The sequence below is a fragment of the Arthrobacter sp. Helios genome, from assembly GCF_023167125.1.
In the GTDB taxonomy this organism is placed as follows: domain Bacteria; phylum Actinomycetota; class Actinomycetes; order Actinomycetales; family Micrococcaceae; genus Arthrobacter_B; species Arthrobacter_B luteolus.
On record NZ_CP095402.1, the window covers coordinates 25833 to 46157 of the forward strand.

Annotated in this window: 18 protein-coding genes; 10 read left to right on the forward strand and 8 right to left on the reverse strand. The window is 66.6% G+C overall.

Features of this window, described 5'->3' with window-relative positions; genetic code table 11:
- The first annotated feature begins 68 nt into the window (after window positions 1–68).
- Window positions 69–1070, forward strand: a complete 1002-nt coding sequence (locus ArtHe_RS00115; RefSeq protein WP_248318206.1) for a hypothetical protein — start codon at window positions 69–71, stop codon at window positions 1068–1070.
- Window positions 1071–1091: 21 nt separating this feature from the next.
- Here ArtHe_RS00115 and ArtHe_RS00120 read toward each other — a convergent pair whose 3' ends face one another.
- Genes ArtHe_RS00120 through ArtHe_RS00130 form a run of 3 tightly spaced genes read right to left on the reverse strand, consistent with a single transcriptional unit; the run spans window position 1092 to window position 3938 of the window.
- Window positions 1092–1751 (reverse strand): GntR family transcriptional regulator, encoded by a 660-nt coding sequence (locus tag ArtHe_RS00120; protein ID WP_248319843.1) that lies wholly within the window; start codon window positions 1749–1751, stop codon window positions 1092–1094.
- A gap of 10 nt (window positions 1752–1761) precedes the next feature.
- Complete coding sequence (locus tag ArtHe_RS00125) at window positions 1762–2733, reverse strand: hydroxymethylglutaryl-CoA lyase (protein ID WP_248318207.1); 972 nt, start codon at window positions 2731–2733, stop codon at window positions 1762–1764.
- Entirely contained in the window at window positions 2730–3938 is a 1209-nt protein-coding gene (locus tag ArtHe_RS00130) for a CoA transferase (RefSeq protein WP_248318208.1), read from the reverse strand. Before ArtHe_RS00130 ends, ArtHe_RS00125 begins: the two co-directional genes overlap by 4 nt.
- A gap of 308 nt (window positions 3939–4246) precedes the next feature.
- Between ArtHe_RS00130 and ArtHe_RS00135 the strand changes: the two genes are divergently transcribed.
- From ArtHe_RS00135 to ArtHe_RS00145, 3 genes are read left to right on the forward strand one after another with little or no spacing between them, the layout of a single operon-like run.
- On the forward strand, window positions 4247–6322 hold the full coding sequence (locus tag ArtHe_RS00135) for a hydantoinase/oxoprolinase family protein (protein ID WP_248318209.1): 2076 nt from the start codon (window positions 4247–4249) through the stop codon (window positions 6320–6322).
- Between the two features lie 4 nt (window positions 6323–6326).
- Entirely contained in the window at window positions 6327–8201 is a 1875-nt protein-coding gene (locus ArtHe_RS00140) for a hydantoinase B/oxoprolinase family protein (RefSeq protein ID WP_248318210.1), read from the forward strand.
- Window positions 8198–8818 (forward strand): isochorismatase family protein, encoded by a 621-nt coding sequence (locus ArtHe_RS00145; protein ID WP_248318211.1) that lies wholly within the window; start codon window positions 8198–8200, stop codon window positions 8816–8818. The genes ArtHe_RS00140 and ArtHe_RS00145 overlap by 4 nt, the downstream gene beginning before the upstream one ends.
- Here the strand turns inward: ArtHe_RS00145 and ArtHe_RS00150 are convergent.
- Window positions 8815–9645: a transporter substrate-binding domain-containing protein gene (locus ArtHe_RS00150; RefSeq protein ID WP_248318212.1), complete on the reverse strand. Its 831-nt coding sequence runs from the start codon at window positions 9643–9645 to the stop codon at window positions 8815–8817. The two genes, ArtHe_RS00145 and ArtHe_RS00150, sit on opposite strands and share 4 nt — an antisense overlap.
- A 184-nt stretch (window positions 9646–9829) precedes the next feature.
- Window positions 9830–10468 carry a LysE family translocator gene (locus tag ArtHe_RS00155; protein WP_066301916.1) on the reverse strand — a complete coding sequence of 213 codons (639 nt, stop codon included), beginning with the start codon at window positions 10466–10468 and terminating at the stop codon, window positions 9830–9832.
- An 86-nt stretch (window positions 10469–10554) separates the two neighbouring features.
- On the opposite strand from ArtHe_RS00155, the gene ArtHe_RS00160 reads away from it, so the two are divergent.
- On the forward strand, window positions 10555–11193 hold the full coding sequence (locus ArtHe_RS00160; RefSeq protein ID WP_248318213.1) for a peptidyl-tRNA hydrolase: 639 nt from the start codon (window positions 10555–10557) through the stop codon (window positions 11191–11193).
- On the opposite strand, the gene ArtHe_RS00165 is transcribed toward ArtHe_RS00160, so the two are convergent.
- Window positions 11190–11639, reverse strand: coding sequence for a hypothetical protein (locus ArtHe_RS00165; RefSeq protein ID WP_248318214.1), 450 nt, complete (start codon window positions 11637–11639; stop codon window positions 11190–11192). The genes ArtHe_RS00160 and ArtHe_RS00165 overlap by 4 nt on opposite strands.
- Window positions 11640–11779: 140 nt before the next feature.
- On the opposite strand from ArtHe_RS00165, the gene ArtHe_RS00170 reads away from it, so the two are divergent.
- From ArtHe_RS00170 to ArtHe_RS00190, 5 genes are all read left to right on the forward strand, one after another.
- Window positions 11780–12382, forward strand: coding sequence for a TetR/AcrR family transcriptional regulator (locus ArtHe_RS00170; protein WP_066301910.1), 603 nt, complete (start codon window positions 11780–11782; stop codon window positions 12380–12382).
- Window positions 12383–12640: 258 nt separating this feature from the next.
- Window positions 12641–14164, forward strand: coding sequence for an ABC transporter substrate-binding protein (locus ArtHe_RS00175; RefSeq protein ID WP_248318215.1), 1524 nt, complete (start codon window positions 12641–12643; stop codon window positions 14162–14164).
- A 65-nt stretch (window positions 14165–14229) separates the two neighbouring features.
- Window positions 14230–15171, forward strand: a complete 942-nt coding sequence (locus tag ArtHe_RS00180) for an ABC transporter permease (protein ID WP_248318217.1) — start codon at window positions 14230–14232, stop codon at window positions 15169–15171.
- Window positions 15168–16994 (forward strand): dipeptide/oligopeptide/nickel ABC transporter permease/ATP-binding protein, encoded by a 1827-nt coding sequence (locus ArtHe_RS00185; RefSeq protein WP_248318219.1) that lies wholly within the window; start codon window positions 15168–15170, stop codon window positions 16992–16994. Before ArtHe_RS00180 ends, ArtHe_RS00185 begins: the two co-directional genes overlap by 4 nt.
- A complete protein-coding gene (locus ArtHe_RS00190; protein ID WP_248318221.1) occupies window positions 16991–17869 on the forward strand; it encodes an ATP-binding cassette domain-containing protein in 879 nt (292 codons plus the stop codon). Before ArtHe_RS00185 ends, ArtHe_RS00190 begins: the two co-directional genes overlap by 4 nt.
- Before the next feature lie 167 nt (window positions 17870–18036).
- Here the strand turns inward: ArtHe_RS00190 and ArtHe_RS00195 are convergent, their stop codons facing one another.
- Both ArtHe_RS00195 and ArtHe_RS00200 read right to left on the reverse strand, forming a co-directional pair.
- The gene (locus tag ArtHe_RS00195) at window positions 18037–19263 is read right to left on the reverse strand and encodes a multidrug effflux MFS transporter (RefSeq protein ID WP_248318223.1); all 1227 of its coding nucleotides are present in this window, start codon (window positions 19261–19263) and stop codon (window positions 18037–18039) included.
- Window positions 19264–19320: 57 nt separating this feature from the next.
- On the reverse strand, window positions 19321–20307 hold the full coding sequence (locus tag ArtHe_RS00200) for an alpha/beta hydrolase (protein WP_248318225.1): 987 nt from the start codon (window positions 20305–20307) through the stop codon (window positions 19321–19323).
- Between the last annotated feature and the right edge of the window lie 18 nt (window positions 20308–20325).

Sequence of the window (20325 nt, forward strand, 5' to 3'; positions counted from 1 at the left end):
GTCGTCTGCGTGGCTGCGGCGGGCAATCCTGCCGCAGCCACCGGCTGGGAACAGCTAATCTGTTGCACATGCGGAATGAACTACATGGGGGAGCGGCGAACGCCGCCGCAGGACTGATCGAAGCAATCCGGGGCATGGAGGCGGCCGGAATACCGCATCCGAAGGTTTATGTCATGACGGTGCTGCAGGCAGCAAAAACGCTGCTGGCAGCCGGTGATACGGAGCAGGGGACAGCCCTGTGCGAGCGGGCCTGGGAGTTCACCGAAGCGGTGCCCGCCCTGAATCACGACCGCGAAGTGGCCGTCCACGTGTATGACGCAGGGTGGGACCACCGCCGTCCTCGGGACCTGTTCTACCTGACCGGGGCGTTTTTCCTGGCGCTCGAGGAATTCGGTCCGGCCAGCGGCTGGGTGCCGCACCTGATGCGGGAACTTCACGGGTATGTCCAGGACCAGGGCGGCTGGCGCGGTTTCGGTTCCCTCCGGGATCCCGGACTGGCTGCACAGGTGAGCCAGGTCGCCGAAGCCGGCCTGCGCGGGTTCCTGCCCGGAACAGCTCCGGAGGAACGCCTGCAGCGAAGCGAGATTGCCGGCTATGCGACCGCCCTGATGTTTTCTGCCGGCGATGAGCGGTGGCAGACTGCCCTGCAGGAATGGTTCTCCGGCCCGGTCAGCGTTTTCGAACCGAGCACCGCCCTGTTCAGCTTCCTCCTTGACCAGCAGGCCTATGGCCCGGCGCGTGACGTGGCGGAGCGTGCACTGCAGGCCGTAGAAGCCAACCCGGCGTCAACTGACGCGCAGCGGGCCGGCGCGGTCCTGGATGCCGCTTTCGGCATTGCCATGGCGCCCGACGACGCCGGGCTGGCGCGGCTGCCGGAACTGGAGGATCGGGCCGGTTCCCTGGCCGGCGGCGTCTTCAACGACCAGGAGGCGCTCCTGCTGCAGGGCAAGCTCTCCCGCTACGTCAACCGGCGAATGGCCGGGGGCGACGCCACGCACCCGGCTCAACAAGCCATGTTCGACCGGCTGCGCTTCACTCCCGCCGCCGCCGGCAGCGACGCCGGGCACTAGGACTGGAGGGGCAGCCCCGGCCTACTCACCCGGGCGGCCCGCGCCGGCGGCGTTTCGTGCCGCCAGAATGTGGGTGCGCATCACAGCCTCGGCCCATTCGCCGTCGCGCGCCCGGGCGGCAGCCACCAGCTCCGCATGGTGGAGCATGCTGCGCCGCAGCGCCTCGGGGCTGTACTTGCCGAACGTATGGGCGACGACGGCGGGGCGCATCAATGTCTGCAGGGCGATGGCGAAATGCCGGTTGCCGCAGCGGTCAACGAAGATGCCGTGGAACTCGTTGTTCAGGGCTCCCAGCGCCGCGAGGTCACCGGCAGCGGCTGCAGCTTCCATGCGTGAATTCAGCTCCGCCAGGTGCTCGACGTCGTCGTCGGTCAACCGGGGAACGGCCAGCAGGGCGGCGTGCGGTTCAAAGCCGGCGCGGACGTCGTAGAGGCCGGCTACGTCCTCAGGCGTGAAGGACACCACCTGCGCGCCCTTGTTGCGGCTGATCTCCACGATCCCTTCCGCCGCGAGCCGGTTCAGCGCCTCCCGGACCGGAGTGCGGCTGACGCCCAGCCGGGCAGCAAGTGCAGCTTCGCGCAGCCGTGCCCCCGGGGCGATGTCCCCGGAGGTAATCAGGGTGCGCAGCCGGGCGTAGGCACTGTCATCCGACGGCTCCATGGTTGCGGGGGAGGGCTCCATGCCCACTACGTTATCCCTTGCCAGCGGCTGAACCGGCGGCGGCAGGCCAGCTGGCAGCGGCCAGTTCCGCGCGGGTGCCGCCACGGGAAACGAACGACGCCGAGGCGCGCCCCGTGAGTGCCGCAATCTGCTCCGAGGCCAGCATGTACGCCGGCAGGTCGATTCCGGTCTTGATGCCAAGCCCGTCGCAGAGATGCACCAGGTCTTCGAACGGGGCGTTGCCCAGGACCGCCGGATCTCCGGGGAACCACAGGTCCCCGCCGAGCCCCGCGAAGGACCCTTCAAGCCAGTCCACGCCGGCCTGCAGCGCTGCCAGCGCATTCGCCGGAGCGAAGCCGTTGCGGTTGTGCAGATGCACCCCCACCTCCAGGTCTGGATAACCGCTTCGGACCTCCGCAACGCCGTCGTAGATTTCCCCCGGTTCCTCCTGCCCGGACGTGCCGCCCAGATACACCCCGGCAGATCCGGCGGCTGCCGCCGCCTCCAGGACCCGGCGCCGCTCGGCTGCGGGCACCGGGCCGCGGGCAGGGGCAAAAAAGGCGCACGCCACGGCGGTTACCAGCCGCAGGCCGGAGGCTTCCGCGAGGTCGCCGATCCTGGCCAGATCCAAGAGCGCCTCGTCGACCGTGAGGTTCTGGTTGCGCCGGCTGACTTCCTCGTCAGCGGAAACCACCACCACCAGTTCATCCAGCCCGCAGTCGACAGCCCGTTCCGCGCCACGGAAGTTGGGGGCCAAACCCCGGTAGCGGACTCCGGGCACCCGCGGTACTGCTGCCATCACCTCCGCGGCATCGGCCAGCTGCGGAAGCACCTTGGGATGCGCGAAGGACACGGCCTCAATTTCGCGGACGCCGGCATCGATCAGGAGCTGGACCAGCTCCAGCTTCCGCGCGGTGGGCAACGGCTCCGGGACGGACTGCAGCCCGTCCCGGAGCCCCACCTCCACCAGCCGGACCGAGGCCGGAAGCCCGGGCAGACTCATGCGACGCCCCGCGCACGGAGGTCCTGCAGCGCCGGCGCATCCACGCCGATCCGCGCCAGCACCTCTGCGGTGTGGGCGCCAAGTTCAGGACCCGGCCAGCGCACGCTCCCGCCGGTGCGGCTCAGGCGGGGGAAAACGTTCTGCATCGACACCGGACCGAGGACCGGATGCTGCACTTCCGTGATCGACTCCCTGGCCTGGAACTGCGGGTCCGTGAACATGTCCACCGGCCGGAAGATTTTTCCGGACGGCACCCCGTGCTCTTCCAGCCGGGCCTCGAGCACCTTCGCGTCCAGGCCGGAGGTGAAGGCAGCGATGAGGTCGTCGAGTTCCGCCTGGCGCTCGCCGCGGGCTCCGTGGGTTGCATAGCGCGGATCGGACGCGAGCTCGGGAGCATCCATGGCCTTGGCCAGCCGGGCGAAAACCGTATCCTGGTTGGCTGCAATCAGCAGCCACTGTCCGTCCCTGGTGGGGTAGACGTTGCTGGGCGCCACGTTGGGAAGGACCGCGCCGGTGCGTTCGCGCTGGTATCCGGTGAGCTGCCATTCGGGGACCAGGGATTCCATTACCCCCAGCACAGCTTCGTATATGGCGGAGTCCACCACCTGGCCCTGCCCGCTGGAGCGGCGTTCCTGCAGGGCCGCCAGGGCTCCGATGGCCGCGAACAGCGCCGCCAGGGTGTCGCCGATGGAAATACCCACCCGGGACGGCGGACTGGCGGGATCGCCGACGACGTAGCGGAGTCCGCCCATCGCTTCGCCGATCGCTCCGTATCCGGCGCGCTGCGAATAGGGTCCGTCCTGACCGAAGCCGGAAACCCGCACCATCACCAGTCCGGGATTGTCCCGGCGCAGATCCTCGAAGCCCAGCCCCCAGCGTTCCATGGTTCCGGGGCGGAAATTCTCCACCACAATGTCGGCCTCCCGGATCAGCTGGCGCGCCAGTTCCTGGCCCTCGGGTTCCCGCAGGTTCAGGGTGACGGAGCGCTTGTTGCGCCCCACGACGGACCACCAGAGCGAGACTCCCTGCGGCAGCTGCCGCCCCCACTGGCGAAGCGGGTCTCCGTGTGCTGGGTCCTCGATCTTCACGACGTCGGCCCCCAGATCGCCAAGGAGCTGCCCGCAAAAGGGCCCGGCCAGCAGCTGGCCCATCTCCACGACCCGCACTCCCTCCAGCGGACCGGTTGCCTGTCCGGCAGGTGTCATGGCTGCTCCTCCCTGAGCTGTGCGCCTGGCTGTACCTCGTTATTAGCATTCTGCATACAACTTGGCAGGCTCATCCGGCACTGTCAAGGGATCGGAAGGGTCGATAACGCGTGGTTGTATGCAATCTCTTGACACGCTGCCGCTGCACACCTAGCCTGATGCCACGAATGTGACGCAGGCAACATATACGGCGAAAGCGCCGGCCCTGAGGCCGGTCAGGACGCTGATCAAGAACGGCGCATTCCCGGCACGGATCCTTCCGCTGCCCGGCGCGCAGGCGCAGGGCAGCACCACCCCAAGGAGAACTGATGGCGTTTCGGTTAGGCGTGGATGTCGGCGGCACATTCACGGACATTCTGCTGGTCAACGAGGACACCGGCCAGACCCACCGGTATAAGACATCGTCCACACCCGAGGATCAATCGGTCGGCGTGCTGCACGGGATCGCCCAGGTCTGTGCCGCAGCCGGCATCGAGCCGGCCGAGGTGAGCGAGGTGCTGCACGGAACCACGGTGGCCACCAACGCCATCCTGGAACAGAAAGGGGCGCGGGTTGGGCTCGTGACGACCAGGGGCTTCCGCCAGGTCCTCCAGATAGCCCGGTCCTTCGTGCCCGGCGGCCTGGCCGGCTGGATCATCTGGCCCAAACCGGAACCGCTGGCGGACCTGGAAGACACCGTGGAAGTGACCGAACGGGTCTCCACGACCGGGGCGGTGCTGACCCCGCTGGACGAGGAAGACGTCCGCAGGCAGCTGGCCAAGCTGCGGACCAACGGAGTGGAAGCGCTGAGCATCTGCCTCATCAACGCCTACGCCAACGGTGCCCACGAAGCCCGGATCGCTGAGATCGCAGCGGAGGAGCTGCCCGGTATTCCAGTCTCCTGCTCCTCCGTGGTGCTCCCGGAGCTCAGGGAATATGAACGGGCGATCACGACGGTTGCCAACGCCTACGTACAGGGCCAGGTTTCCGGTTACGTCCGCAAGCTCGACGCCCAGCTGACCGGTGCCGGTATGGACGCCCAGCTCTCCATCCTGCGCAGCGACGGCGGCCTCGTCTCCGGTGCGGTCGCCGCAGACAACCCGGTTTCGCTGCTGCTCTCCGGCCCGGCCGGCGGCGTTACGGGAGCCGCCTGGGCCGCCGAACAGGCAGGCTTCACTGACTTCCTGACCTTCGATATGGGCGGAACCTCCACGGACGTGGCCCTGGTCCAGAACCTCCAGCCCCGGATCGGACGCGAAACGACAGTGGGGCACCTGACCGTCCGTGCCACGTCCGTGGATGTCCGGACGGTTGGCGCCGGCGGCGGATCCATCGCCCATGTTCCGCCGCTGACCCAGGCCCTGCGTGTGGGGCCGCAGTCCGCCGGTGCGGTCCCCGGACCGGCGTCGTACGGCCGCGGAGGCACCGACCCCACTGTCACCGATGCCAACGTGGTCCTGGGGTACCTGCCCTCCCAGCTCGCCGGCGGTGAAATTGGTCTTGACGCTGAAGCTGCCACTGCCGCAGTGAAGACTATTGCGGACGCGACGGGGCTGAACGACGTCGAACGGGCCGCCGCCGGGATCGTGGACATCGTCAACGAGAACATGTTCGGCGCGCTGAAGCTGGTATCCACCCAACAGGGATTCGATCCGCGCGACTTTGCCCTGGTGGCCTTCGGCGGCGCCGGGCCCCTGCACGCCAACGCCCTGGGGAAACTGACCGGGGCGTGGCCGGTCATCATCCCGCCCTCGCCCGGCGTGCTCTCCGCCTATGGAGACGCCACCACCAGCCTCCGCAATGAAGCGGCCCGCACACTGGTGCGGCCGTTCGGTGACTTCACGGACACCGAACTGGCCGGGCTGCTGGACGAACTTGCTTCCACCGCCCGGGACACCCTGCTGGCCGCAGGCCTGGGGGAGCAGGAGCTTACGGTCAGCTACTCAGCAGACGTCCGCTACCACGGCCAGGGTTTCGAAATCCCGGTGCCGCTGGACTACGCCGCGTTTGCTGCCGGCGACGGCGGCGGGTTCACCGGGCTGCGGGCCGCCTTCGACAAGGAACACGAGCGGCTCTTCTCCTTCCTGCTGGACAACGAACACGAACTGGTGACGGTCCGGTCGACTGTCAACGGCCCGCACCCCGAGGTCACCTCGATCACCCTGGAGACGGGAGGAACGGACCCTTCCGCCGCCGAACGGACCCGGACCAGCATCTTCGTGGACGGAGCCACGGTTGATGCGGGCGTATACGACCGGGACCTCCTGCTCGCCGGAAACGTGGTGCACGGGCCGGCCGTCATCGCCGAGATGGACTCCACCACCCTTGTCCTGCCCGGACATACCGCCACCGTGCACCCGCACGGCAGCCTGCTCATCCGCCCTGCCGCAGACCCGAAGGAGTAGCCCCATGGCCCAGCTAGTGGAGACCGCCACCGAGCCGCTGCGCTCGGTGGACGTCGACGTCGTCACCCTCGACCTGATCGAAAACGCGCTGCGAAGCGCCCGCTATGAAATGGACGAAACCCTGTTCCGCACCGCGCTGAGCCCGGGCATCCGGGAACAGCACGACGAGTTCCCGCTGATCGCCGACCCCGAGGGAAAAATGATCGTGGGGCAGTTCGGGCTCTCCATCCCGGACTTCCTGGCGAACTTCCACGGGACCATCGAAGAGGGCGACGTCCTGATGACCTCCGACCCGTATTCCTGCGGTGCGGCGATCAGCCATGCCAACGACTGGCTGGTGGTGATGCCGATCTTCTACGAGGGGCGGATCGTGGGCTGGGCCTCGCAGTTCGGCCACATGACCGACGTCGGCGGCAAAACCCCCGCCTCAATGCCCACCGACGCGCGCACCATCTTCGAGGAAGGCGTGGTGATCCCGCCGTTCAAGCTCTACCGCCGCGGGGAACGCGACGATACCTCGCTGGGCATCATCCTGAACCAGGTCCGCAAGCCGGACTGGAACCGGGCGGATCTCAACGGACTGGTCGCTGCGTGCAGCACCGCCTCCCGCCGGGTCCAGGAAATGTGCGCACGCTTCGGTGTGGACACCTACACCTCGGCGCTGAATGCCCTGCTGGACCGTAACTACCGGGCCATGAAAACGCTGCTGTCCATGGTGTTCGAGGAAGGCAAACCGCTCTCCTTCACCGACTTCATCGACGACGACGGCCGCGGTTTCGGCCCGTACGAGTTGAAGATGACCATCACCCGCACCGGGGACAAGGTGCTGATCGACCTCACCGGCAGCAGCCCGCAGGCGCAGGGGCCGATCAACTACTACATCAACGAAAACCTGATCCGGATGTTCTTCGGGATCTACATGATCACCGTGGCGGACCCGCAGATCCTCTGGAATGACGGGTTCTACCCGCTGGTCGACGTCGAGATACCGGAAGATACCTTCTGGAAACCGCGTTACCCGGCGGCGCTGAACGGGCGCAACCACGGGATCGGGCGGCTGTTCGATCTCTTCGGCGGGCTGCTGGGCCAGGCCAACCCGGACCTGCTCAACGGTGCCGGATTCTCCTCTTCGCCGCACTTTATGTACTCGGGGAACTACAGCTCCGGGGACCGTAAAGGGGAGTGGTTCCAGCTCTACTCGATCGGCTTCGGCGGGATTCCGGGACGGCCGGTGGGTGACGGTCCGGACGGCCACTCGCTGTGGCCCTCCTTCACGAACATCCCGTGCGAATACCTGGAGTCCTACTATCCGCTGGTGATCGAGAGATGGGAGACCATCGCGGACACCGGCGGTGCGGGCCTGCACCGCGGCGGCAACGGCGTCGACGTCGCGTACCGCTTCCTGGAACCGGGAACCATCGCCATCCACGACGACCGCTGGCTCACCTACCCCTGGGGCGTGCGCGGCGGGGAACCGGGCGCCCGCGGGAAGAAGTGGATCGAGAAGGCGGACGGCACCACCGTTGTCCTGCCCTCCAAGGTCCACGACGTGGCGGTGGCTCCCGGTGACGTCCTGCATTTTGTGACCTGGGGAGGCGGAGGCTGGGGCGATCCGCTGGAGCGGGATCCCGGACTCGTCTGCAAGGAGGTCCGCCGCGGCCTGGTCACGGCGCAGGGCGCGCTTGGGTACGGCGTGGAATGTTCAGCGGACGGGGTGCTCGACGCCGCTGCCACCGCGGAACTTCGGGACCGGCTGCGGGCGGGCAGGGAAGAGCCGCTGCCGTTGTTCAACCGCGGCGGGGAGATGGCGGACCTGCTGGCCAACGCACTGGCCGAGACGGGGCTGCCGGCCCCGGCCCCGCCGGTGGCGCTGCTTTGAGGACGTTCGACGCGGGATTCGACGGCACCCTGGCGCCGGGCATCCGGCCCGCCGTGGTGTCCGTGGATCTGATGCGCGCCTACTTCGATCCGCAGAGCCCGCTGTGCCTGCCGGACAAGGAGTTCCTGGACGCCGCCGCCGAGGTGCTGGGCTCGGCGCGCGGCAACGGGGTGCCGGTTCTGCACACCCGGGTCCGCTTCGGGCCCGGCGGGGCGGACGGCGGCGTCTTTATCCGCAAGGTCCCGGCCCTGCGGCTGCTGATCGGAGAAACGGAGCTGGGCCAGCTGATGCCCGAAGTCTCACCCGTGGAGGGGGAGACGGTGCTGGTGAAGCAGTTCGCCAGCGCCTTCTTCGGCACAGACCTGGCCCAGCTCCTGCATACCCGGGGCGTGGACACCCTGGTGATCGTTGGCACTAGCACCAGCGGCTGCATCCGGGCCACGGCCGTGGACGCGATGCAGCATGGATTTATCCCGATCGTGGTGGGCAACGCGGTGGGGGACCGGGACGCAGCGGTGCACGGCGGCTCACTCTATGACCTGCAGGCAAAGTACGCGGAGATCTGGGACAGCGCCGACGTGCTGGAGTACTTCCGAGGGGACCTGGCCCGGCCCTAGCCCCACCACGGCTGCTTGGCCGCGTCGTACGTGCCGTCATTGGCGGCCAGGTTCAGCCACTGGTTGACGTACTCCTGGAAAACCGTGTCCCCGAGCGGAAGCAGATAGGCCTTCTGGGAGAAGTTGAACGGGTGGTCCGGATCCACTGCGCAGAGTTCCGGGTATTCGTTGGCCACCCACTTCACCTCGGCTGCGTCGGTGGTCATCACGTCCGCCCGGCCGGCGACGATCTCGTCGAAGATGGTGTTGTTATCTTCGAAACGGATGATCTCACCGTTGGGATAGTGCTTGTCCGCGAAGATCTCATTGGTGCCGCCGATCGGGGTGATCGACCGGACCCCCGGCGCATTGATCTCTTCCACGGTGTCGTAGAGCTCTTCCTTGCCGCACAGGGTGATGGGGGTTTTCCCGTCGTCGAGGACGGGATCGCTGAAGAAGGCCTGCTCGGCCCGGGCCAGGGAAATGGACACCCCGCCCACCCCAATGTCGCAGCCGGCGAGGAAGTCCGGCATCAGGTCCTTCCACGAGGTCTGCACGTACTCGACCTCCACCTCCAGCCGGGATGCCAGGTCCTGGACCATGGCGATGTCGATTCCGGAGAACCCGCCGGTCTCCGGGTCCTTGTAGGTGAAGGGCCGGTAGTCGCCAGTGGTGCAGACCGTCAGGGTGCCTCGGGACTCGATGAGGTCCAGCCGCGATTCCGCCGGGGCGCCTGCATCAGCGCTTTCATTGGCGGTTTCGCCGGCAGTGGATGCCGTGCAGCCGGTGGCAAGCAGGGCCGTCACGGCGGTCAGGGCGAGAACGGACAACAGGGATTTAGATGGCACAGCTGAAACTCCTAGGCGGTGGGGGTGCGGAGTGCTTCTCCGTTCCCTCAGTCCTAACAGCCGCAGTTGACGGCGTCTGCCCTAGTCAGAGGGCAGTGGCGGCGTGATGCTGAAACGTTACCAGCGGGAGGTTCTGTCGGCTGGACCTCTACCGGCGGGGAGGTTTTCCGGCGGAGCGCCGGGCCTAGTGCCGTACCGCGAGGGACGTGCCGAAGCCCAGCAGTGCCACGCCGGTCAGCCGGTCGGTCAGCTTTACCGACCGCGGGCTTTGGAGGGATTTGCGCGCCAAATGGGCCGCAGTGAGAATCAGTCCAAACCACACCACACTGAGCAGGACATGGATTCCCGCCAAAACCAGACCCATCAGCAGGGGAGAGACGCCCTCGGGGATGAACTGCGGAATCATGGCGATGTAGAAGACGCCGACCTTGGGATTGAGCAGGTTCGTCCCCAGGCCTTTGGCCCAAGCCGTCACCAGCCGTTCGCCGCTGGCCGGAAGCACACCATCGACTTCCACCGGTGCCTGGCGCCGCCGGAACGACTTCCACAGCAGTGACCCGCCGAGCCAAAGCATGTAGGCGGCCCCCGCGAGTTTCAAGGCCGTATAGGCAGTTTCCGACGCCGTCAGGAGCGCCGAGATCCCCACGGCGGCCGCGGCACCCCACAGAAAGGCGCCGGTGTTGATGCCCAGACCGGTCGCGACGGCGTGCCGCGGGCCTTGGCTGATCGCCGAGCGGAGCACCATGGCTGAGTCCAGCCCCGGCATGATCGTCAGAAGCACGGCAACGGCAGTGAAACCCAGCAGGGCCTGTTCGATGGTCACGCGGGAATTCTATCGGCACGCCGGCTTTTGGGCACCGCGGATCACCTGCGCCTCGCTGGCAGGCGCGGCCATGGCAAGCTGGAGGGGTGCAACCCAGCGATACCGTCCAGCCAATCATCCTGCGCGTCGACAAGGAGGATCCGGCCGCCCACTGCGACGCGGTGGCGGCGGCCGCCACCGCCGGTGTGCTGGCATATGCGAACCGGACCGGGGACGAGGCCTGGGGCGACTGGGTAACCGGCCGTTTCACGAAAACCGTACGGCGTGCGGGACCCAAGCCCTTCGCCAAGCTCAGCGCCCAGGCTCCCTCCGGCGTCGTGCAGATCGGCACAGCGGAGGCAGCCGCGTTTGAGCCGCAGCGTTATGAGGAGATGCCGCGGGCACTGCGCGCTCTGCAGGTATCCGGAACACACCTGCCGGACACGGAACCGGCAGCGGCTGTCCCGGGAACGCCGGTGATCATCCTGAACCGGGATCTGTCCATGTCCACCGGAAAAGCCGCCGCGCAGGCTGCGCACGCACTGCTGGCGTGGTTCCTGGAACTGGACGCCGGCCAACAGCAGGCATGGGCAGCCCGCCCCGGGGCGGCAGCACAGGAGGTCCCGAAGCGCAGCTTCCAGGCCCTGTACAGGAAACCGGGGGCCGGGCCGCTGATTGTCGACGCCGGCCTGACCGAAATCGATCCGGGCACTCCCACGGCGTTCGTGGCCGCGCCCGGCCGCTAGCCGTCCTGGGGGACGGCGCCGCTGGCGGGGAAGTCCGCTTCTGCTGCCTGGAGGATCAGCTGCTCGTCACCGAGGACGTCCACCGGCCGCTTCCCCTTGAGTGACCTGTTGGGCCGGCAAAACCACAGCACCAGCTCCTCATCCGTCCAACCGGCCAGCCTGCCCTGCCGGACAATCTCCTTGACCACCGGCAACATGCGGGCGCTGGCTTCATCGAACTGGAATCCCGGGTACAGGAACGTCCCGCGGTCCGCCACGGCCAGCACCCGGGCCTTGCCGGTGAGCTGCTTGGCCCGGAGGTTCTCCGGTGCACCGAACCGCAGCCGGTCAGCGAGTTCGCTGATCGTGTAGAGGCCGAATTCCCGGCCAATAGACCGCCACCGGTCATCCGCGGGGAGCTGGCGTCCTCCGCGGGGACGGGGTTTTTTCGGTCCCTGTGCAGTCATGGGGGCTACCGTACGCGCCCTGCCCCGGAGAGGGCAGACCCGGAGCGGAGATCACCCCCATCCGGGATCGTCTTTGTCTGTAGACGCGTGGCATAAACTGAGGGGCACCAGCCTCCGGAGACCAGGTAAGGAAGTCCCTCATGCCCAAGGTGATTGACCGCGATCAGCGCCGCCAGGACATTCTCGATGTCACCTGGAACCTCATCGTCAAGGGCGGGCTGGAAGCAGCCACCATGCGGGAAATTGCCAAGGAGGCAGGCTTCGCCAACGGAGCCCTCAAGCGGTATTTCGACAGCAAAGACGTGATTGTGGAGGCCACCTACCAGCGGGCCCTGAAGATCATGGAGTCCCATGTGGCTGCGGCGCTCGGCGACAAGACCGGGCTGGACGCGCTGCGGCAGTTCACGCTGGCAGCCATGCCCCTGGATGAGGAGCGGATCACCGCCGGCCGGGTTCTGCTGGCGTTCTGGGAACTGTCCCTGTCGAAGGAAGCGCTGTTCGAGGTGTACCAGGCGCACCTGATGCGGTGGCGGAATTCCCTGCGTGAGTACATCCGCCAGGGCCGCGAGGACGGCGACATTGTGTCCCCCGAATCCGACGAACAGCTGGTTGACGAACTGGTCCTGCTCAACGCTGGGGCAAACATCATGAGCCTTGTGGGGCCGGACTTTTCCACGGTTGAACTGCAGCACCGGCACCTTGATTCCTTCTTTGACCGCATTACGCGGTCCCCGGCCGCCTAGCCTGCCAAGGCCCTTACAGCCCGCCTTTCACCCCTGCTGAGGGCGGTTTTCTGCTGCCCGTTTTGCCCCTGCCAGCACCCGAAAAACAGTGCTTGATTTTCTAGTCAACAACTGTAGACTTACCCCACAACGAGTCGCAAAGTGATCCACAGCACACGGACACTGCGGCCGTGGGGCCCCGTTCGGACAATGGACCATGCGGGCTGGTCGACGGGCCGGCGTGCAGGCGTCACTCCACTGGCAATGAGAGAAGAACGCATGAAAAAGGCAACGACAGCAGCACTCCTGACTGTCTCAGCACTCGCGCTGTCCGCTTGCTCCAGCGGTGGCGACAACAACGGCAATGCCGAAGCGGCTGGCGGCAACGTACCCCTGAATATCGGCGAGTTCGCCGACGTCACTTCCTGGGACCCGTCCCTCGCCGACATCGGCTTCGACGGCCCGTACCTGTCCGCTGTCTATGATCCCCTGCTGGGCGTGGACACGGACGGAAACCCCACCCCCGCCCTCGCCACTGAATGGGAGGTCTCCGAGGATTTCCTGACCGTCACAATGGAGCTGCGCACGGATGCGGTCTTCAGCGACGGGGAGCCCTTCAACGCAGACGCTGCAGTGGCGAGCCTTGAATACCTCAAAGTAGGTGCGCGCTCCCAGGAGGCATACCTCTCGGTTGATTCGTTCGAAGCCGTCGATGAAGACACCATCGAAATCAACCTCGCCGAGCGGGATGACACCCTGCTGTACTTCATGGGACTTGGCCGCAGCTACATGATGTCTCCCAAAGCCATTGAATCCGGCACACTTGCCGAGGCACCCGTCGGATCCGGCCCCTACACCATGGCATCGTCCAGTGTCGCCGGCGCCGAATACCACTTCGACAAGGTGGCCGATCACTGGGCTGCCGATCAGTTCAAGTTCGAACCGCTGGCGATTTATCCGATCCAGGATGCCACGGCACGCAATAACGCCATGCTTTCCGGGCAGGTTAATCTCAACTACGCCGACCAAGCCGCCCTCGACCAGGCAGAAGCGAACAGCTGGAACGTTGCCAAGAAGGTTTCCGGATGGGTGGGCCTGCAGTTCACTGACCGGGCCGGGGACTCCTTTGAGCCGCTGGGTGACGAGCGGGTCCGCCAGGCCCTGAACTTCGCATTCAACGGCGCTGAAATCCTCGGCACCCTTGGCAGTGGAGCCGGCGAGCCGACCAACCAGGTCTTCCCGTTCGGTATGCCCGGCCACGTCGCGGAGATCGATGAGCAGTACGCCGTGAACCTGGACAAGGCCAAAAAACTGCTGGCCGACGCCGGCTACGCGGACGGCTTCGACATCACCATGCCGATGTCGCAGGTCTTCCAGGTCTGGCAGCCCTCGGTCGATCAGGTCTTCGGCGAGCTGGGTATCAAGGTGACGTGGGAAGACATGCAGTACATGGACTACCAGACCAAGGCCGCCACCTACCCGATGTTCGTCTCCTTCCTGTCGATGGATTCCCACCCCGTGGCCAACGTCCTTCGCCAGATCTCCACCCCGCAGTGGTACAACCCGAACCCGCAGATGGACCAGTTCCCCGAGGTTCAGGCCCAGGTGGAGAAGGTCCTGACGGCGGCGCCGGCGGATCAGCTGGCAGAGGTCGAGACACTCAACCGGCTGGTGACAGACAAGGCCTGGTTCTCGGTCTTCTACCAGGCGAACAACAGCTATGTCAGTGCGGAAAACATTGAGGTGACCCCGGTTACCGGAATGATGTTCCCGACGCTGCGCCAGATCAGCGTCAAGGGCTAGAACCCCTTGGTGGCGGGAGGGCCGCTGCGGCCGCCCTCCCGCCACCGTACTTTGAAGGACACTACATGCTCAGATTTACACTCAAGCGGCTTGCCTCGGGCATCATTCTGCTCGTGGTGGTGGCTACCGGAACCTTCTTCCTGGCCCACCTCGCCATCGGGGACCCGACGGCCGGACTGCTCGGCAACTCGGCCACCCCCGCCCAGCAGGCCGCACTGGCCGAGAAGATCGGCATCGACCGCCCGGTGCTGGTGCAGTTCGCCGACTGGGCCCGGCACGCCGTCGTCGGAGACTTCGGCGACTCCTGGCGCAACTTCCAGCCGGTGACGGCCCAGATCGCCACGAAACTGCCGGTGACCCTGTCCGTAGTTGCCGCCGCGATTCTGCTTTCAGCAGTTTTCGGCGGCCTGCTGGGGGTCCTGGCGGGACTCAACCCCGGAACCATCATCGACAAGCTGGTCAAAGCGGCGGCAGTTGTCCTGTTCGCCCTGCCCGGTTTCTGGGTCAGCCTGGTGCTGGTGATCTGGTTCGGAGTGAACCTGAAGTGGTTCCCCGCAGTCGGCTACGTCCAGCCCACGATGTCAGTCGAGGGGTGGCTGCGGTCGATCACGCTGCCCGCGGTGTCCCTGGCCCTCGGTGCGGTCGTGATGATTGCGGAGCAGCTGCGCAACGCCTTTATCTCAGTCAACGGGCAGGACTTCGTCCGGACGCTGCGCAGCCGGGGGCTCTCCCAGGCACGCGTGGTGGTCCACCTGCTGCGCAACGCGGCGCCGGCGTCGATCACCATCCTGGCCCTGATGTTTGTTGCGCTGCTCAGCGGAGCCATCGTCGTGGAGCAGGTCTTTGCCCTGCCCGGCATCGGTGCCATGACCAATGGTTCCTCCCAGAACGGCGACATTCCCATCCTGCTTGGCATCACCGTTATCTCCGTGGCCTTCGTGGTGATCGTCAACTTCCTGCTCGACGTTGTCCTCGGCTGGATCAACCCGAAAGCGCGCGTGAAATGACAGCTCCCATCGTTAACCCGCTGGACGCCCGCGGACCCCGCCGGGGCTCCCTGTTTGCCCGGTTTATCCGCCGTCCGTCGGGCGCGGCCTCTGCCGCCGTCTTCGCCGTCATCGTCCTGGTCGCGGTTTTTGCCCCCTGGCTGGCACCGCATGATCCCAACTTCGTAGACCTGTCGATCGCCAAGGCGCCGCCGGGTCCGGAACACTGGCTGGGCGGTGACGCCAACGGCCGTGACATTCTCAGCCGGCTGATTTACGGTGCCCGGCTCACGCTCATCGGAGCCGCGATCTCAATCCTGGTCTCCCTGGGCATCGGCGTTCCGGCCGGACTGGCTGCGGGCTACTTCGGCGGGACCTTCGACCGGATTGCCACCTGGATCAGTGACGCGCTGCAGGCAGTGCCCGGCATGATCATCCTGCTCATCGTCGCCGCCGCCACCCGGAACGACTTCAACCTCATCATGGTCACGGTGGGCGTATTTATGGCGCCGGGCTATTTCCGGCTCACCAGATCCACCACGATGACGGTCCGGAACGAGCCGTATATCGACGCCGCACTGGTTGCCGGGCTGTCCAATGGCCGGATCATTGCCCGGCACGTGGTCCAGGCCGTGTATGCACCGATCATCATCCAGACGGCCCTGACGGCCGGGATGGCTATGGGGATGCAGGCCGGCCTGCAGTTCCTGGGCATTGGGGGAGCCAAGGACCCGGGCTGGGGCGCCATGATGAACGAGGGCTTCCGCGTGATGCTGACTGACCCGCTGCTGCTGCTTTGGCCCTCACTCGCCCTGGGCATTTCCATTGCCGCGCTGGCGGTCATGGGCTCGACCCTTGGCGACGTCGTCAGTGTGCGCACTCCGGTGGCAAAGCGCGTCCGGCGTCCGCGCCGAAGCAACGCACCCGCTGCGGAAGCAGCGCCGTCGCCGGCGTCGGCCGCAGCCGCAGTGTCCCTGGAGAACCTCAGGGTGACCTACCCGGGTGCGGAAACCGACATCGAAGTAGTCCACGGGATTTCCGTGCAGGTAGCGCCCGGGGAGGTCCTCGGTATTGTCGGGGAATCCGGTTCCGGAAAGTCCCAGACGGTCTTCTCCATCCTGGACCTGCTGCCGGCCGGCGGCGCCGCCACGATGGACGCACTGTGGATCGGCGGACAGGAAATCAGTTCCAAGAGCCGCAAGGAACGGCACAGGCTGCTGGGCGGTGTGCTGGGCTATATTCCCCAGGAACCAATGACCAATCTGGACCCGTCCTACACCATTGGCTATCAGCTGATGGAACCGCTGCGCACCGTGCACAAGCTCAGCCGCGCGGACGCCCGGCAGCGGGCGGTGCTGATGCTGGAAAAGGTCGGCATCGCGGATCCTGCGCGGGTTATGCGGTCCTACCCCCACCAGCTCTCCGGCGGTATGGCCCAGCGGGTCCTGATCGCGGGCGCCATTGCGGCCAAGCCATCGGTGCTTGTGGCGGACGAGCCGACGACGGCGTTGGACGTCACCGTCCAGGCCGAAGTGCTGGAACTGCTGCGTGAGCTGCAGCAGGAGTACGGGATGGCCCTGATCATCGTCACGCACAACTTTGGGGTTGTTGCGGACATCTGCGACCGCGTTGTGGTGATGAAAGACGGCCGGATCGTGGAAGCGGGAGACGTTTCGACAATCTTCAGTGCCCCGGAAAGCGACTACACCCGCGAACTCATCTCCGCCTCCCTGGACGATGCGGCCACCCGCAGCGAGCTTGATGACGACTACCGCCTGACGGATCCGGCAACCAGGCTGGATCCGGACGGCACCCCTGACCAGCGAAAGGCGGCACGCGCATGACCCCGAAGCCCGAACCAGCGGCGGACCCAGCCGGCCCGCTGCTGTCCGTCGACAACCTGTCGATCGACTATTCCCTGTCCGGGCACAGAAGCTTCCGGGCGCTGGATAACGTTTCACTGGAGATCAAGCCCGGTGAATGCCTTGGCCTGGTGGGTGAATCCGGGTCCGGCAAATCCACACTGGGCAAGGCGATCCTGGGGTTGGTCCCGGTCACGGACGGCCGGATCTCCTTCGACGGACGCGATATCACGCACCTTCGGAGGCCGGAACGGCGCAAGCTGTCCTCAAGCATCCAGGTGGTGTTCCAGGACCCGTATGGTTCCCTTGACCCGGGCATGACGATCGGTCAGATCCTGGCTGAGCCGCTCACGAGTTCCGGGTTGGAGCGCCGCGGCGCGGAAGCCGCGGTGAAGGAGATGCTGGACCGGGTCAAACTGCCCGCCGGCGTGGTCGACCGGTATCCGCGCGAGTTTTCCGGTGGACAGCGCCAGCGCATTGCGATCGCGCGCGCACTGGTCCGGAAACCGCGCCTGATTATTTGTGATGAACCGGTCAGCGCGCTGGACCTGACCACCCAGGCGTCCATACTTGACCTGTTCATCGAACTGCAGCGCGATACCGGTGTCTCCTACCTGTTCATCACCCATGACCTCGGTGTCGTGCGCCGCGTCTGTCACCGGGTCGCGGTGATGTACCGGGGCAAGCTGGTTGAGACCGGCACCGGACACCAGGTCACCACGGATCCGCAGCACCCGTACACACGGCGGCTGCTGATGGCCTCGCCCATCGCCAACCCGGAGGCCCAGCGCCGACGCCGGCAGGAGTGGCTGGCGCTCCGGAAGGAGCCGGAGGCGCTGGCTGTGGCCGGAAACTGAAGGCCAGCGGTCAGCGGGCTGAAAAGCACCGGGAACTTCAGGTTCCCGGTGCTTTTCGGTTTAACGTCCGCTAAAACAACCCGTCCGCTAAGCCAAACGTCCGCTAAGCCAAACGTCCGCTCAGACCATCGTCCGCTGGGGCGGCGGCGGGTCCTGCCCGGGGCGGCCTACCCGGAGACGGAGCTCCGCAGGAGGGGACGAACCCACAGGAACGCCAGCAGAGCCGCGCAGGCAACGGCGCCGGCAATCATCGCACCCATGGCCGCCGCCGTCGCACCGCTGAGCGCGGCAAGCGGCGCTATGACCGGACCCACCACAAAGGATGCCGTCCCAAAGAGCGCAGCGGCCGTACCGGCCCGCTCGCGGTGGCGGTCCATCGCCAGTGTGGTCGTATTCGGCGAAACCATGCCACTGGTCATGAGGTAGCCGGCAAGGAATATCAGCAGGAGACCCGGAGGCGCGGCGAGCACCGCGCCGGTGAACAGGGCGGCGGCCGCCAGCAGGGTGAGCCCGTACCCCAGCAGGTACATTCTGGCCGGACCGAGCCGCGCCACCAGGAACCTGCTGATCTGCGCGCCGGCCATGCTGGACAGCGCATTTGCGCCAAACACGAAGCTGAACAGCTGTGGAGTCAGCCCGAATTCGTTCTGCAGCACAAAGCTGGACATCGACAGGTAGGTGAAGAAGCCGACGCCGCCAGCGGCCGATGTCACAAGCAGCAGGACAAACAACCGGTCATGGAACAGCAGGCCGAACTGCCGCACGGTCACCCGGATCCCTTCGGTGGTGCGCCGGTGTGCGGGGTGTGTCTCCTGCAGCGAGACGGCAGCCAGGAGAAGAATGAGGGCGCCGATCAGCGCCAGGATCCCGAACATTCCGCGCCAGTCCATCACCCGGGCCAGCTGGCCGCCGAGGACGGGAGCGATGATCGGGGCGGAGGAGCCGACGAGGGCGAGCAACGACAGCATCCGGGACAGCTCAATGCCGCTGAACAGGTCACGGGCCACAGCCAGGGCGATGACGACGCCGGCGGCCCCGGCGAGGCCCTGCAGGAACCGGGCCAGCAGGAGCAGCTCGATGGTTGGTGCAAAGGCGCAGGCCAGCGAGAAGACGGCAAACAGCGCGATCCCCGCCAGAAGTGGACGCCGGCGCCCCAACCGGTCACTCAGCGGTCCGGCGATGAGCTGGCCGGCACCCAGCCCGATCATGCATACGGACATGGTGGTTTGGGCCAGGGTGTCGGTCGTCTGCAGTGACTCAGCCAGATGGGGCAGCGCCGGCATGTACAGGTCCATGGAGAGCGGGCCGAAAGCCTCAAGGGTGCCCAGGACCAGGACGATTCGGCGTTTGCTCATGCCATGGGCAGGGGCAGTAGTGATGGAAGGGGAAGACATGGGTTCCTGTTTCTGACGGCCTGGCCGAGGACCCGGACGGGCGGCGGAAGGGGGAGGCTAGGCGGACGGGCCGAGGCGCAGGGTCCGGCAAAGCCAGCTCTCCCGCGCCTCCTGCGCCGCGCGGGACACTCTCGCTGCCGGGGATGAGCCGGAGAAACCGTGATAAGCACCGGACCAGACGTGCAGCTCGGCCGTGCCGCCGGCTGCCCAGAGCCGGGTGGCGTACGCCGTCGCTTCGTCGCGGAAGACCTCAGCTGCTCCGACGTCGATAAACGCCGGCGGCAGGCCCGTCAGGTCCTTCGCCCGCGCCGCGGCGCTGTACGGATGCACGTCCGCAGTGCCCCGCGCCTGGCCGAGAACGGCGGTCCAGGCAGCTTCGTTGTTGCCGCGGTCCCAGATGCCCACCCCGCTGTACTGCCGGCTGGAGACTGTTTCGTTGCGGTCGTCGAGCATTGGGGTGTTCAGCAGCTGCCCGGCCAGCCGCGGACCGCCCCGGTCACGGGCCATCAGCGCCACCGAGGCACTGAGCCCGCCGCCCGCGCTTGCACCCGAGACAATAATCCGTTCCGGATCGACTCCCAGTCCGGGGGCGTGGGCAGCCAGCCAGGCCAACGCCGCGTAGCAGTCCTCAGCCGCGGCCGGGCCGGGATGCTCCGGCGCCAGCCGGTATTCCACCGCCACGCCGACAACACCGTGCCGGTGGGCCAGGTCAATGAGTTCGCCGGTGCCGAAGAACCTGGTGCCCAGCACCATCCCGCCGCCATGAATACCCAGGACCGCCGGTGCCGGCCCGCTTCGGGCGGCCGCCGGACGGATGACTGTCACCTCAACGTCCGGCGCCCCGGCCGGTCCGGGTATCAGCAGGTCCGTCCCGGTCACGGGCAGGGAACCAATCTGCTCTGCCAGCGGTGGGATCAGACCGGCGACGTGCCGGCGGCTGGGGAGGATGGTGTCTGCCCGCAGGGGATAGGGCTCGAACAGGGATTGGAAGGCAGCCAGACCGGCCACCAGCTCCGGATCGTACGGGACCGGGGTTGTAGACACTGCTGCCTCCTTGAAAAG

Bases quoted from the DNA above. Each gene is read 5' to 3' on its own strand.
- ArtHe_RS00115 (WP_248318206.1), top strand. From the start codon at position 69: ATGCGGAATGAACTACATGGGGGAGCGGCGAACGCCGCCGCAGGACTG.
- ArtHe_RS00120 (WP_248319843.1), bottom strand. From the start codon at position 1,751: ATGGAGCCCTCCCCCGCAACCATGGAGCCGTCGGATGACAGTGCCTAC.
- ArtHe_RS00125 (WP_248318207.1), bottom strand. From the start codon at position 2,733: ATGAGTCTGCCCGGGCTTCCGGCCTCGGTCCGGCTGGTGGAGGTGGGG.
- ArtHe_RS00130 (WP_248318208.1), bottom strand. From the start codon at position 3,938: ATGACACCTGCCGGACAGGCAACCGGTCCGCTGGAGGGAGTGCGGGTC.
- ArtHe_RS00135 (WP_248318209.1), top strand. From the start codon at position 4,247: ATGGCGTTTCGGTTAGGCGTGGATGTCGGCGGCACATTCACGGACATT.
- ArtHe_RS00140 (WP_248318210.1), top strand. From the start codon at position 6,327: ATGGCCCAGCTAGTGGAGACCGCCACCGAGCCGCTGCGCTCGGTGGAC.
- ArtHe_RS00165 (WP_248318214.1), bottom strand. From the start codon at position 11,639: ATGACTGCACAGGGACCGAAAAAACCCCGTCCCCGCGGAGGACGCCAG.
- ArtHe_RS00170 (WP_066301910.1), top strand. From the start codon at position 11,780: ATGCCCAAGGTGATTGACCGCGATCAGCGCCGCCAGGACATTCTCGAT.
- ArtHe_RS00175 (WP_248318215.1), top strand. From the start codon at position 12,641: ATGAAAAAGGCAACGACAGCAGCACTCCTGACTGTCTCAGCACTCGCG.
- ArtHe_RS00180 (WP_248318217.1), top strand. From the start codon at position 14,230: ATGCTCAGATTTACACTCAAGCGGCTTGCCTCGGGCATCATTCTGCTC.
- ArtHe_RS00185 (WP_248318219.1), top strand. From the start codon at position 15,168: ATGACAGCTCCCATCGTTAACCCGCTGGACGCCCGCGGACCCCGCCGG.
- ArtHe_RS00190 (WP_248318221.1), top strand. From the start codon at position 16,991: ATGACCCCGAAGCCCGAACCAGCGGCGGACCCAGCCGGCCCGCTGCTG.
- ArtHe_RS00195 (WP_248318223.1), bottom strand. From the start codon at position 19,263: ATGTCTTCCCCTTCCATCACTACTGCCCCTGCCCATGGCATGAGCAAA.